Below are 14,572 nucleotides of genomic sequence, written 5' to 3' on the forward strand. Positions count from 1 at the left end.
CCTCTCACAGTGGGATGTTGGAGTGCTTCCGGGCCGGACCGGTCTTGCGTTTCGTCCGCAGCATGCGCAGCGCCTTCGCGACCTCGATGCGGGTCTCCGAGGGTGCGATCACCGCGTCGATGTAGCCCCGCTCGGCGGCCTCGTACGGTGTGCACTTCTCGGCACGGTAGGCCGCGATCAGCGCGTCGCGGACGTATTCGTCGTTACCGGCGGCGGCCGCCTCCTGCAGTTGCCGCCGGAACAGCACGCTGACCGCAGCCTCGCCGCCCATCACCGCGATCTCGGCGGTCGGCCACGCCAGGTTCGTGTCGACGCGGTAGTGCTTGCAGCCCATCGACGCGTACCCGCCGCCGTAGGCCTTCCGCACGATCACGGTCACCATCGGCACGGTCGCCGTCGCGTACGCGAACGACAGCTTCACGCCGCGCCGGATCAACCCGCCCCGCTCCTGCTCGAGCCCCGGCAGGTAACCCGGCACGTCGACCAGCGTCAGGATCGGGATGTTGAACGCGTCGCAGAACTGGATGAAGCGCGCGCCCTTCTCCGACGCGTCGATGTCCAGCGCCCCGGACAGGTGCATCGGCTGGTTCGCGATGATCCCCACCGTGCGGCCCTCGAGACGGGCCAGCCCGACCAGCAGGTTCGGCGCGAAAGCGGCCTGCATCTCCAGGAACTCGCCGTCGTCGACCAGGTACTGGATCACGGTCGTCATGTCGTAGAGCCGGTTGGGCTCGTCCGGGATCACCGCGTTGAGCCCGAGGTCGTCGGCGACGATCTCCAACTCGGTTTCGGCACCGAAGTCCGGTGCCTCGTCCAGGTTGTTGGACGGCAGGTACGACAGCAGCGTCTGCACCCAGTCGAACGCGTCCTTCTCGTCGGCCGCGACGTAGTGCACGTTGCCCGCCGCGGCGTTCGTGGACGGCCCGCCCAGCTCCTCGAACGTCACCTGTTCGCCGGTCACCGCGCGGATGACGTCCGGGCCGGTGACGAACTGGTGCGACGTCTTCTCGACCATCACGACGATGTCGGTGGCCGCCGGGCCGTAGACCGCTCCCCCGGCGCACGGGCCGAGGATCAGCGAGACCTGCGGCACCACGCCGGACGCGAGCCCGATGTGGTAGCCGATCTCCGCGTACGCGGCGAGCGACGCGACGCCCTCCTGGATCCGGGCGCCGCCGGAGTCGTTGATCCCGACGATCGGGCAGCCGACGTCGATCGCCCGCTGCATGACCTTCACGATCTTCTGCCCGACGCGTTCGCCGACGCTGCCGCCGAACACCGTGAAGTCCTGCGCGTAGACGCAGACCGGCCGGCCGCTCACCAGCCCGTAACCGGTGACGACGCCGTCACCGTACAACTCCCTGGCGTCGTCGCCGTAGGCGCCGGCGCCGTGCCGTGCCAACTCGTCCACCTCGACGAACGTGCCCGGATCGAGGAACGCCTCGATCCGCTCGCGGGCGGTGAGCTTGCCTTTCGCGTGCTGCTTCTCCACCGAGGCCATCGAGCCCTGCCGGGATACCTCGCGGCGCCGGGCCAGCTCGGCGATCTTCGCGGCGGTGCCCCCCGCGGTACTGCGGGGAAGCTCGGTAGTCGTCATCGAGCACCTTCCTCGGCGAGGACCCCGTCGAGGTGACTCGCCAGCACGTCGAGGTTGGGACGGTCGATCAGCGACAGGTGGTCGCCCGGAAGCGGGACGACCTCCAGGTTCGAGCACCACTCGTCGAAGCCGAGGGCCTCGTCGGTGCGGAGGTAGCGGGGGTCCTGCGCGGCGATGAGGTCGGCGGCCTCGGTGGCGCGGTAGAGGATGACCCGCCCGTCGTACGGCTGGATCCGGTACCGCTCGGCGACCCGCATGTCCAGGTAGGAGTCCCGCTGGTGCTGCAGGATGCCCTTGCTCATGCCGAGTCCGGCGTCGGCCATCAGCTTCATCAGCAGGTCGGTCTGGGCGATGTCGTCCAGCTGGAACAGCTCGTCGTACGGGATCTCGACCTGGATGCCGTAGATGTCGTGCAGGTAATTGAGGAACCCCATCAGGCGGTCGGTGATCAGCTCCTGCTCGGACTTCCCCGGCTCCGGCGGCAGCGGGACGATCGTGTCGATCACTGCCACGAACGCCACCTCCTCGCCGTCGGCGCGGAGCTGCTGAGCCATCTCGTAGGCGACACACCCGCCGAGCGACCACCCGCCGAGCTGGTAGGGCCCGTGCGGCTGCACCTCGCGGATCAGCTCGATGTACCGCGCGGCTTTCGCCTCGATCGTGATCAGCTCGTCGATCCGCTCCAGCCCGTAGGCCGGCTGGTCCGGGTGCAGCAGGCTGACCAGTTCCTGGTAGACGCTGCTCGGCCCGCCTGCCGGATGCGCGAGGAAGAGCGGCCGCCTGCTGCCCTCGGCTCGCAGCACCCGCAGCGGCGACGGTGATCCCTCGTAGTACGGCCGCACCAGGTCGGCCATCGCGGCGATCGTCGGGTTCGCGAACAGCGTGTCGACGTCGTACGGCAGGTCCGGCGCGCGGGTGAGCACCAGCTCGCGGACGCGTTCGGCCGCGGCCCGGTCGCCGGCGAACTCCTCGTCGACGCTGACGTCCGTGCGGTCGAGCACCTCTTCGATCAGCCCGCGCAGCAGCCGCTCGGTGTGGTCGCGCCCGGCGAGAACCTTGCGTTTCGGCGTCGCGGACGCTTCCCTCTCCGGCAGTCCGATCTCGCTCCCGATGTGGCGGACGAAGTCGTCCAGGCTCGCGCCCTGCAACAGCAGGCGTACCGGCAGCTGGACGCCGAAGTCGGCCTCCACCGCGTTCTTGGCCCGCATCGCCATCAGCGAGTCCAGCCCGAGCTCGGTCAGCGGTGTCTCGAAATCGAGATCACCGGCGCGGTACCCCATGATGCCGCCGACGCGGGCCAGCAACCGGTCGATCAACCCGTCCCAGGCCTGCGTCGGTTCCAGCGCTCGTAGCGCCTCGACGCCGATCCAGTCCGCCGTGGGCTCGTCCGGCACCGACAGCTCGGCCATGACGTGCGCGAAGAACGGGATCTGCCCGACCCGCGGGAACAGCGCGAGCACCTGGGCGGCGTTGAGCCTGGTCACACCGGTCACCGCCCGGCCGGAGCCGAGCACGGCGGCCAGCGCCTCCATGCCCTCCTCCGGGGTGATCGGCTCCAGCAGCGCGTTCGTGGTGTCCCTGGCACCGCCGACCTGCGCCCACGCACCCCACTGGATGCTGGTGGCCGGCAGCCCCTGGGCCCGCCGCCACTCCACGAACGCGTCCAGCCAGGCGTTCGCGGTCGCGTAGCTCGCCTGGCCCGGCGAGCCGAGCAGCCCGGCGGCCGAGGAGTACACGAGGAACCAGTCCAGGCCGGTGTCTCCCACGGCCTCGTGGAGGCGCAGCGCACCGGTCACCTTCGGCGACCAGACCCGCTGCAGGGTTTCCGCGTCGAGGTTCAGTACGGCCTGGTCGGCCAGCGTTCCGGCGGCGTGGACGACGCCGTGCAGCGGCAGGTCACCGGACGTCGCGGCGGCGACCAGTTCCTCGGCGACACCCGGCTCCGCGATGTCGCCGGTGACGACCTCGATCTCGGTGCCGCCCGCCCGTAGCCGGTCCAGCGCGTCCGCTACCTCGGGTGTCGCGGTGCCGCGGCGGCTGTTCAGGACGATCCGCCCGGCGCCGCGCTCGGCCAGCCAGGAAGTGAGCAGCAGGCCCAGCCCGCCGAGGCCACCGGAGATCACGTACCCGCCGGGCCGGACCAGCGGCCCGCCGGTGGCGTCCGGCAGCTCGACCCGGGTCAGGCGGGCCACCCAGCGGCGGTCACCACGACGGGCGATCTCGGTGTCGGGCGCGTGCGCGAGCAGCTCGGACACCAGCGCTTCGGCGGAGTCCGCGTCGACCAGCGTCGCGGTGAGCTCGGGATGCTCGACGCCGAGCACCCGGATCAGCGCCCGAACCGCGCCTACGGCCGGTTCGACGACCTCGCCGTCGGCGACCGCGGCGGCGCCGGTGGTTCCCGTCCACAACCGGGGTGGGGACGCTGTGTCGCTGAGCAGTTGAGCAGCGCGAGCCACCGCCAGCACGGCCTGCTCGGGCGACCCGTGGTCGGGGAGCACCAGTACGTCGGTGACGTCCGGCGCGAGATCGGTGCCGGGAATCACCTGCTGTCCGGCGTCCCCCAGAAGGACACCAACCCGGTCGGCGCGGTCGCCGGACCCGAGCACCAGCCATCGTCCGTCGTGTGCCGCCTCGAGCCGTTCGGCGGGTTCCCAGGCGGCTTCGAACAGCTTCTCCGCCAGCGGCACCGGCACCGAACCGCGGTCCGCGCGGCGCAGGTAGACGTCGCGGAGCTCGGCGACCAGCGCGCCCTCGGCGTCGCGGACCCGCACGGTCCCGAGCGCGCCGTTGTCGCCCGACGGCACCAGCGTCACGTCGGCGTGCACCTCGGCGGGTAACGGCCCGGCCAGCCGCAGCGCGCCGATGCCGGCCGGCAGGTAGATCGAGTCGGTCGGGACGTCGTACGCCAGCGCGGCCACGGCCAGCGTCTGCAGCAGCGCGTCGAGCTGGGCGGGGTGCGCGTGGTAACCGGCGGCGCTACCCGCCGCCTCCGGCAACGTCACCCGCGCCGTGGCCCGCCCGACGCCGTCGCCCGCCGCCGGGCCGCTCGCTGCCGGGCCGCTCGCTGCGGAGGCCGGGGGCAGGGTCGCGTGGACGACGCCGCGGAACGCGGGACCGTAGGACTGGCCCGCGAGCGGCACACGCGTGTAGAGGTCGACGGCCTCGCCGCCCGGCGACGACGGTTCCGGGTCCGGCAGCGGTTCGTCCGTGATCGACACGGTCGCCGTGGCGTAGCGGATCCAGTCGCCGGCGGCCGAGCGGCCCCAGACCTCGACCGCTCCGGCGCCGGTCAGCGTGGTCGTCAGCTCGGTCGACGCGCTGAGCGGCAGGATCTGCTGCAGCTCCAGGTCGGTCAGCGCGACTCGTCCGGCCGGGACGCCGAACGCGATGACCGCGGCCGCGAGCGCGAGTTCGGCGAATGCCGCACCGGGCAGCACGACCACGCCGTGCACCCGGTGATCGGCCAGCCAGCTGACCGCCTCGGTACCGACGTTCCCGCGGAACGCGTGCTGCCCCGGCATCTCGACGTGGACGCCGAGCAGCGGGTGGACGCCCGCCGGAACGGTGTGGCGGGGACGCGCGGCGACCCAGTGCGGCCGGTGCCGCCACGGCGTCGTCGGCAGGTCCACCAGCCGCCCGGGGGCGATCCGCAGGTCGACCGGGACGCCGTGGGCGTGCAGCGTCGCGACGTTGGACGCGAACGTGACCAGGTCGTCGGTGTCGCGGCGCAGCGTCCAGGCCAGCACCGGCGCGGCGACCCCGGCGGCTTCGAGTGTCTGCCCGGTCGGCACGGTCGCGATCGGATGCGGCGAGACCTCGACGAACACCGTGTGCCCGTCGGCGGCGGCCGCGGCGACCGCCTGGGTGAACCGCACCGACCGCCGGACGTTCGCCGCCCAGTACTCCGGGTCGAACGCCGGAACCGTCCGGGGATCGGGCAACACCGTGCCGTACAGCGGTATCGACGGTTCGTGCGGCGTGAGGCCGGTCAGACCCGCCCGGAAGTCGTCGAGGATCACGTCGATGATCGGTGAGTGGGCGGCGCCCTTGACGTTGACCATCCGCGCCGCGCGGCCGAGCGACTCCACGTGCGCGACCAGCTCGGCCAGCTGGGCGCTGTCGCCCGCGACCGTGCACTGCGTCGGGGACGCGTACACCGCGACGCCCACCCCGGGCCAGCGCGAGGCCAACGCGTCGACCTCGTCGGCGGTGAGGTCGACGACGGCCGTCCCGCCCAGGTCACCGCCGCCGGACAGGATGCGCCGGGCGGCCTCGACCATCAGGTTCGACCGCAACGTGATCACGCGGACGCCGTCCTCGGGCGACAGCGCCCCGGCCACCACCGCGGCGGTGATCTCGCCCATCGAGTGGCCGATCACGGCGGCCGGTTCGACGCCGTGCGCGCGCCAGACCGCGGTCAGCGCGAGCTGGATCCCGAACGTCGCGATCTGGATCACGGCCAGGTCGCGCGGCTTCTCGCCGCTCTCGACCAGCGCGGCCAGCGAGAACCCGGCGATCGCGACCAGGTGCGGGTCGAGCGCATCCACCGCGTCGGCGAACACCGGCTCCTCGCGGTACAGCCGCTGCCCCATGCCCGCCCAGTGCGAGCCGTACCCGGAGAACACCCAGACCGGGCCCTTCGCGGGCGGGGCCGGGCGGGCGGGGCCGGTGACGACGCCCGGCCACTCCTCGCCCGCCGCGAGGCGGCGTAGCGACTCGACCGCCGCGTCAGTGACCGTGCTCGCGGAGCCGCCTTCGCCCTCGCGGTGCACCACGACGGCCCGGGTCCGCCCCTGGCCGCGGTGGTGCGCCAGCGTGGCGGCAACCTCGGCGGGGCGCGCCTGACGGCCGGCGGGCGACTCGAGCCAGTCCGCCAGCGCCCCGGCGGCGGTGCGCAGCCGCTCGGGCGTCGGCGCGGACAGCGGCAGGCTCACGACCGGCTCGGTTTCGCGGCGGCGGCTGCGCGGCGGCGGGGCCGTGGGGTGCTCCTCCAGCACGACGTGCGCGTTCGTACCGCCGAAGCCGAACGCGGACACCCCGGCCCTGGCGACACCGGCGTACCGGGGCCACGGAAGGCTGCGGTCCGCGACCGCGAGCCGGGCGTCCTCGAACGGGATGTGCGGGTTCGGCGCGGTGTAGTGCAGGCTGGCCGGGATCCGGTGGTTGACCATCGCCAGCACGACCTTGATCAGCCCGGCCACACCCGCGGCCGCTTCCAGGTGACCGAGGTTCGTCTTCACCGAGCCGATCAGCAGCGGCCGGTCGATCTCGCGTCCGGCCCCGAGCGCCGCGCCGAGGGCCTGCGCCTCGATCGGGTCGCCGAGCAGCGTCCCCGTGCCGTGCGCTTCGACGTAGTCGATCTCGGTCGGGGACAGACCGGTGGCGGCGTAGACGCGCCGCAGCAGGTCGGTCTGCGCGACCGGGTTCGGCGCGGTGAGGCCGTTCGACCGCCCGTCCTGGTTGACGCCGGAGCCGCGGATCACCGCCAGCACCCGATCGCCGTCGCGCCGGGCGTCGGACAGTCGCTTGAGGACAACGACGCCGCAGCCCTCGCCGCGGGCGATCCCGTCGGCGTCGGCATCGAACGTCTTGCACCTGCCGTCCGGGGCCAGTGCCCCGGCCTGGTCGAACGTCACGGTCACCGACGGCGACAGCAGCAGGTTGACGCCGCCCGCCAGCGCGGTGTCGCTCTCCCCCGCCCGCAGGCTCTGACACGCCTGGTGCACGGCGACCAGCGACGACGAGCACGCGGTGTCCAGCGTGACGCTCGGACCGCGCAGGTCCAGCAGGTACGAGAGCCGGTTGCTGACGATCGAGAGCGCCGAGCCGGTCGCGGTCCAGGCGTCGATCGCCTGCAGGCTCGCGCCGGTGAGGTGGCCGTACTCGGTGCCGGACGCGCCGACGAAGACGCCGGTCGCGGTGCCGCGCAGGCTCTCCGGGACCAGGCCGGCGTGCTCCAGCGCCTCCCAGGCGACCTCCAGCAGCAGCCGCTGCTGCGGGTCCATCAACTCGGCCTCGCGCGGCGTGATCCCGAAGAACTCCGCGTCGAAGCCGGTGACGTCACCGAGGTAGCCACCCCACCGGGTAGTCCCGTCGATCACGGCCTGGTCCCCGGCCGACCCGTCGCTGAACTGCTCCCAGCGGTCTTCCGGCACTTTCCGGACGCCGTTGCGACCCTCGGCGAGCAGCTCCCAGAACTCGGCGGGCGTCCGGACGTCGCCGGGGAAGCGGCACCCGAGGCCCACGATCGCGATCGGCTCCCCTTCGCTGCGACGGCCCGTGACCGGCTCGCCGGTGGCTCCACGTACCGGCGAGCCGGTCGACGGGCTCGCGCTGTTACTGACGGACGCGAGTCCGGCGGCCAACCGCTGGACCGTGGGGAACTCCCAGACCAGCGTCGGCGCGAGTGAGCGCCCGAGCACCCGCTCCAGCTCGCCGATGATCGCCACCGAGTCGCGGGACGAGAGGCCGATCTCGCCGAGCGGATGATGCGGGTCGATGTCGGCCGGGTCGGCGCCGGTGGCGGCCGCGATCCGAGCGACGAGCCACTCGGTGAGTTCACGCTCGTTCATCGGGCGACCACCAGGGATCCGGCGAGGTAGCGGTCGCGCGTCGCGGACCGCGCGATCTTTCCGCTGGACGTCCGTGGGACGTCGTTCGGGTCGACCAGGACGACGTCGTGCAGCGGGACGCCGTGCCGGGCGGACACCGCCCGCCGGATCGCGGTCCGGGCCTCGTCGAGCTCACCCACGCTCGGGGTGGCGTGCCGGGACACCTCGGCGACGACGACCATCGCCTCGCCGTCCGGCGCGGGCACCGAGAACGCGGCGACCCGATGCCGCCCGACGACCGGGTGCGCGTCCTCGACCGTCACCTCGACGTCCTGCGGGTAGTGGTTGCGGCCGTCGAGGATGATCAGGTCCTTGATCCGGCCGGTGACGTAGAGATCCCCGTCGACGAGGACGCCGAGGTCACCGGAGCGGAGCCAGACGGCGCCGTCCAAGTTCGCGCCGAACGTCTCGGCGGTGTCCTCGGGCCGTTTCCAGTAGCCGGCGGACACGTTCGGGCCGGTCACCCAGATCTCGCCGACGCGCCCGTCGGGGCAGCGCTGCCGGGTGTCCGGGTCGACGATCGCGAGCTGCGCGCCCTCGGGGTTCTCCGGGCCGCCGCAGGCCACCATCCGCTGGCCACGACTCGTCACCGCGGTGGTCGCGATCCCCCGCGAGAGCTGTTCGACGTCGAACGTGCGCTCCCGGAACGGCTCGTCGAACGCCCAGCACGTCACCAGCACCGTCGCCTCGGCGAGGCCGTAGGCGCCGGACAGTACGTCGCGGCGCAGGCCGTGCGGCGCGAACGTCTCGGCGAATCGGTCCAGGGTCTCGGCCAGCACCGGCTCGGCCGCGTTGATGACCAGGTCGGCGTTCTCCAGCCGGAGCCCGGCCCGCTCCTCCGGCGGAATCCGCTTCGCGCAGTAGTCGAACGCGAAGTTCGGCGCGGCCGTGATGCCGCCCGGGTACCGGGAGAGCATCTCCAGCCAGCGCACCGGACGCAGCAGGAACGCCACCGGGTCGGTGAACACCGCGGGGATGCCGTAGACGACACCGCCGCACGCGGTCAGCACCAACCCCATGTCGTGGAAGAGCGGCAGCCAGCTGACCAGCGTCGAACGGCCGTACTCGGCGCCGTAGAGCACCGACCCCTGGTGCGTGTTCGCCACGACGTTGCGGTGGCTGATCATCACGCCGGACGGCGTCCGGGTGGAACCCGACGTGTACTGCAGGTAGGCGACCTCGTCCGGGTCGAGCTCGACCGGGCTGAACTCGGGCTCCGGCTGATCCGCGTCCAACACCAGGACGCTCGGCGCGAGGCCTTCGGCCGCGAGAAAGTCCCGCACTGCCGTCTCGGCAGCGGTCGTGGTCGCGACGCACGCGGGCTCGGCGTCTGCGACCACGGCCGCCAGCCGGTCGCCGTGTCCGGGCAGGTCCGGGGTGAACAGCGGAACCGCGATCACACCCGCGCGCAGGGCACCGAGGAAACCGACGACGTACTCGAGCCCTTGCGGGGCCAGCAGCGCGACCCGTTCCCCGCGTCGCACGAGTTGCTGCAGCCGTGCGGCGGCCGCGGTGACGCGCCGGTCGAGCTGCGCCCAGGTGAGCGTGCGGGCGATGCCGTCCGGGCTGTAGAGGTAGTCGAGAAACGTGAGCGCGGGCTCGTCGGGAGTGCGACCGGCCCAGTAGGCCAGGTGCGCCGGCAGCGGTGACATCCGGTCGGGGACGATGGCCGCAGGGGCCGCGGTGCGGGACATCGGGTCTCCCTTGAACGTGTGGCGCGGTACGGGGAAGGCCGGAGAACACCCCACAACCGATCGTTATTCTTTTCGCGGATTGCCAGACCGGTGGAGTGCGGTCACGATATTTACGCCATCGAACACTGTCAAGACCGAATCCCGTTCCGGGCGGCCTGCCGAAATGCGTACCGGGGGCATTGCGGGCGAAGCTATCGACCTACTGAGTGCAATTCCGCCAGAAATTGTCATCGGCGACACAATCACTCACGGTCATGCCGTTTGACCGGAGACACCCAGGTCACTGTGGGCAGGCGCGGGGCGTAGAGACTCGATCCAGGTCACAAGGGTGGAGCGGGGGAATCGTACCGCGGCAGATACCTGCTACGACTTTCCGGGGGTTATCGATTCCGAAATATATGTGCCGACAATGGCGTCACCCACGGTTAGGTGCGATGTCCTAAATCCTTATCATTACCTTATCCGCGGAGTGCGGAACGTTTTGCGTGCCCCACATTCGAGATTACGCAGGTCGGATGATCCCGGATCAGCCCGCGGGGCGGCGGCGGTCGGCCTCGGCCCGCTCCACCCAGGAACGCAGTTCCTCCGCGCGCTTGGCCTCGCCGAGCGCGGTCAGGTCACGCGCCAGCCTGCGGGCCGACTCGATCGCGCTCGGGTGCGATTCCCCGAGAACGCGCTGACGCCGTGCCAGGATCTCCTCGTCGAGCGCGCGCGCCATGCCGACGTCGCCGAGCGCGTAGGCGTCGTCGGCGAGATCCGTGGCGGCGGCGAGGCTGTCGGAATGGTCCTCGCCGAGCGTCTCGCGGCGGCGGCGCAGCACGTCGGCGTCCAGTTCCTGGGCGGCGTCGAACCGGCCGAGCGTCCGAAGTGTCTGCGCCAGGCAGCGGGCCGCCCGCAGCGTGTCCTCGTGGTCCGGCCCCAGCCGGTCGAGCCAACGGCGGTGCAGTTGGTCGGCCAGGTCCCGCGCCGACCGGACGTCGCCCCTGGCCAGCAGCGTGCGGGCCGCGGATACCGCGGTTGCGCGCAGCGCCCCGTTGTCGGTGTGCGCCGGCTCCGCGGCGTAGAGGTGCGGCAGGAGCAGCATCCAGCTGCTCCACCGGTGCGGATCGGTGGGATCGCCGGGATCGGCGGCGGCGACCAGCGCGTCCACGTGGGCGCGGACGTCGTCCCTGCGGTCGTCGCCGAGTTGGTCGCGCAGGATCGCGGAGACCAGCCGGTGCAGGCTCACCACGCCGTTGCTGCCGTTCAACGGGTCGCCCACGCCGACGCCGAAGCGGGTCACCCGCTCGACCTCGACCAGGCCGAGCCGCTGCAACCGGCCGACGCTGCGCTGCAGGAGCGCGCTGCCGTCCGAGATCCCTTCCAGCGCGGCCAGCGGATGCCGGTAGGGACCGCTCCCGGCCCGGGCTTGCGCGGCCGAGGACTGCACGCGCGGGCTCGGGCGGGCCCGGCCGTCACCGGTGTCGGTCAGCACCGGATCGGCAAGCCCCAGCAGGCCGACCGGGATCGGGCGGGGCGCGAGGAACGCGCAGACCCGGGCGACCGCCAGCGCCGTCGGGTCGCGCGTGGCCAGCCAGCTCGTCGCGGTCGCGATCGCTCCCGCCAGCGCGTGCGGGTAGTTCACCGCGCGCTGTTCGTCGAGCACGTCGGCGACGTGCTGGGCGAGCTCGGTCAGGTAGTCGCCCGCGCGGGTGCCGGTCTCGGCCAGGAAGCCCACCGCGAGGACCACGGCCAGCGGCAGGTCGCCCAGCACCGCGGCCAGCCGTCCGGCCTCCACGACGGTCAGGCCGGGGTCCCGGTGGCGCAGCAGCTGGATCGACTCCGCGCGGCTCAGCAACTCCACTTCCAGCGGCGTCGCCACCGGTCCCCACCCGGACGTCCGCGAGGTGATGATCGTGTGCCCGTCGCCGCCCGGCAGCCAGGGTGCGAGCGCCTCGGCCGACTCCGCGTTGTCGAACACGATCAGCCAGCCGGAGTGCCTGCGCAGGTAGGTCCGGGCGACGGTGGCGGCGGTACCGGTGTCGGTCTCCGGCCCCACCAGCCCCAGCCGTACCGCGAGCGCCGCGAACTGATCACCCACCAGCACCGGTCGGTCGGCGGGGATCCACCAGATCAGGTCGTAGTCGGAGCCGAAGCGGTGCGCGTACTCGAGCGCGAGCCGGGTCTTCCCGACGCCGCCCATCCCGAACCGGCCTTCGACCGCCACGCGGCCGTCGGCGACGATCGCGGTCCGCAGCGCGACCAGCGCCTCGTCCCGCCCCACAAAGACGTCGGTCCGCGCCGGGACGTTCCAGATGTCCGGCCGGTGGCCGGGCAGGCGGGGCCGGGGCGTGACGATCGCCGGGCCGCTCCGGTCGCGGGCGACGGTCCGGGCCAGCCGGTCCGAGGCGACCGTGGCCGCGCCGGCTCCGAGCACGGTCGTGACCAGACGGTTGGCCGCTTCGACCGGCGAGACGTCGAACAGCGTCGGGCCGAACACCCCGGACCAGGGTTCGGGCAGGCCGACCGGTTCCACCCGCACCGGAACGACCCGGCCGAGCAACGAGAGGTCCGGACGCCGATCGCCCGCGTACTCGTGGGCCTCGATCATCGCGGTGGAGAACACCAGCACGATCCGATCGACGCCGCCCTCGGCCTGCAGCAGCGTGTTCTCCAGGGTGGTGACCAGCGAAGTTCCGGCGTTCCAGCGCCAGCTGACCAGCCGGATCTCGATGCTGTCGGGCTCTCCCGCGTCGGCGAGCCTGGCCGCGATCCACTCCGCCCACGGCCGATCACGGCCGACGTGCGAGATCACAAACCGCCGACGCGCGCCGCTCACGCCCCTCACCTCGATCAGATGCGGCCCAGGGGCCACATTGAGTGCAACTCTGACGTCTGAATGTAACCGGCAAACGCCCGTCCACACGCGAGGTCAGCGCATCACCCGGTCAGCACTCCTGCCGAGGATGCCCAGCCGGTTCCGAAGTCATGCACAAAAGAGCGGCGTGACCTGGACGGTCACGCCGCTCTTTGTGGACGGACGCGGTCAGCCGAGTTTGCGCAGCCGGGGCAGGATCTGTTCGCCGTAGAGGTTCAGGAAACGCGCCTGGTCCGGGCCGGGGGCGTGGAAGACCAGGTGGGTGAACCCGAGGTCGAGGTAGCGCTTGATCGCCGCGACGTGCTCTTCGGGCTCGTCGGAGACGATGAATCGGGACGCGGTCCGCTCGGTGGGCAGCGCGTCGGCCAGCCGCTGCATCTCGATCGGGTCCTCGACGTCGCTCTTCTCCTCGGGCTTGAGCGCGAGGGCACCCCAGTACCGGGTGTCTTCGAGTGCCTTGGCCTTGTCCGGGTCGAACGAGACCTTGACCTCGATCATCAGGTCGAGGTCCTGCACGCTGCGACCGGCCTTCTCCGCGCCCTCGTGGAGCGCCGGGAGCAGCTTGTCGGTGTAGAGCTCGGGCGCCTTGCCGCTCGTGGTGATGTAGCCGTCGCCAATCCGGCCGGCCATCCGCGTCGCCGCCGGACCCGACCCCGCCACGTACAGCGGCACCGGCTGCTCGGGCTTGTCGTAGATCGTGGCCTTCTCCAGGTTCCAGAACCGGCCCTGGTGGTCGACGCGATCCTCCGACCACAGCAGCTTGATGATCTCGATGGCTTCCTTGAGCCGGGCGAACCGTTCCTTGTTGTCCGGCCACTCGACGCCCAGGGGGACCTCGTTCATCGACTCACCCGAGCCGACGCCGAGGATCACCCGGCCCGGATACAGCAGCCCGAGCGTCGCGAACACCTGCGCGACCAGCCCGGGGTGGTAGCGGAACGTCGGCGTCAGAACGCTGGTGCCCATCGTGACGCGTTCCGTGCTCGCACCCAGCGCACCCAGCCACGCCAGCGCGTTCGGCGCGTGGCCACCGTCGTGCCGCCACGGCTGCAGATGATCACTCACCCACACCGAGTCGAACCCCACCTGCTCGGCCAGCACGCCGTAGTCGAGCAACTCGCGCGGACCGAACTGCTCCGCCGACGCCTTGTACCCGAACTTCAGCACGTACGACTCCCTCCGCCCGGACCCGACGTGGGCCGCCCTCGCACCCATCATGCCCCGCTCGCGATTCCGGGCGGGTGGGTGGCCGCGCCTCGGCGCGGGCGGGGGGTGGCGTTCAGACGTCGGCCGGGGCCGGCTCTCCGGTGGCGTCCCGCTCGATGCGAGTCAGCACGACGTTGGCGATCGCCGTGAGGGCCGCGACCTGCTCGGAGGTGAGCCCGTCGAACATCAGCCGGCGCACGGTCTCGACGTGGCCGGGCGCGGCGGCCTCGATCGCCGACCGGCCCTCCGGCGTCAGGACGACAAACGCACCGCGGGCGTCGCTGGGGCAGTTCTCGCGGACGACGAGGCCGCGCTTCTCCATCCGGGAGAAGTGGTGGGAGAGGCGACTCTTCTCCCACTGGAGCAGCTTGGCGAGCTCGGTCACCCGCATCCGGCCCTCGGGGACGTCGGTCAGGTTGACCAGGACTTCGAAGTCGGCGAGCGAGAGGTCGGATTCGGTCTGGAGCTGCCGTGCCAGCCGGGCAGTGAGCTCCGCCTGCATCCGCAGGAACCGGCGCCACGCCCGCTGCTCGTCGGCGTCGAGCCACCGCGGGGAGGTCATGAGGCGCCCTCCGAAGTGAGGATCGCAGCGAGCCCTAGCGAGCGA

Annotated in this window: 6 protein-coding genes; all 6 read right to left on the reverse strand. The window is 72.2% G+C overall.

Features of this window, described 5'->3' with window-relative positions; genetic code table 11:
- Positions 1 to 4: 4 nt before the first annotated feature.
- Positions 5 to 1,597, reverse strand: coding sequence for an acyl-CoA carboxylase subunit beta (locus BUB75_RS17305; RefSeq protein ID WP_073258297.1), 1,593 nt, complete (start codon positions 1,595 to 1,597; stop codon positions 5 to 7).
- Positions 1,594 to 8,169 carry a type I polyketide synthase gene (locus BUB75_RS17310; RefSeq protein WP_073258299.1) on the reverse strand — a complete coding sequence of 2,192 codons (6,576 nt, stop codon included), beginning with the start codon at positions 8,167 to 8,169 and terminating at the stop codon, positions 1,594 to 1,596. Before BUB75_RS17310 ends, BUB75_RS17305 begins: the two co-directional genes overlap by 4 nt.
- On the reverse strand, positions 8,166 to 9,902 hold the full coding sequence (locus tag BUB75_RS17315) for a fatty acyl-AMP ligase (RefSeq protein ID WP_084741349.1): 1,737 nt from the start codon (positions 9,900 to 9,902) through the stop codon (positions 8,166 to 8,168). Before BUB75_RS17315 ends, BUB75_RS17310 begins: the two co-directional genes overlap by 4 nt.
- Before the next feature lie 526 nt (positions 9,903 to 10,428).
- Positions 10,429 to 12,720, reverse strand: a complete 2,292-nt coding sequence (fxsT, locus tag BUB75_RS17320; RefSeq protein ID WP_178379890.1) for an FxSxx-COOH system tetratricopeptide repeat protein — start codon at positions 12,718 to 12,720, stop codon at positions 10,429 to 10,431.
- A 207-nt stretch (positions 12,721 to 12,927) separates the two neighbouring features.
- Positions 12,928 to 13,926 (reverse strand): glucose-6-phosphate dehydrogenase (coenzyme-F420), encoded by a 999-nt coding sequence (gene fgd, locus BUB75_RS17325; RefSeq protein ID WP_073258303.1) that lies wholly within the window; start codon positions 13,924 to 13,926, stop codon positions 12,928 to 12,930.
- A 112-nt stretch (positions 13,927 to 14,038) separates the two neighbouring features.
- On the reverse strand, positions 14,039 to 14,527 hold the full coding sequence (locus tag BUB75_RS17330; protein ID WP_073258305.1) for a MarR family winged helix-turn-helix transcriptional regulator: 489 nt from the start codon (positions 14,525 to 14,527) through the stop codon (positions 14,039 to 14,041).
- Positions 14,528 to 14,572 lie beyond the last annotated feature (45 nt).

The sequence above is a fragment of the Cryptosporangium aurantiacum genome, from assembly GCF_900143005.1.
Taxonomy (GTDB): Bacteria; Actinomycetota; Actinomycetes; order Mycobacteriales; family Cryptosporangiaceae; genus Cryptosporangium; species Cryptosporangium aurantiacum.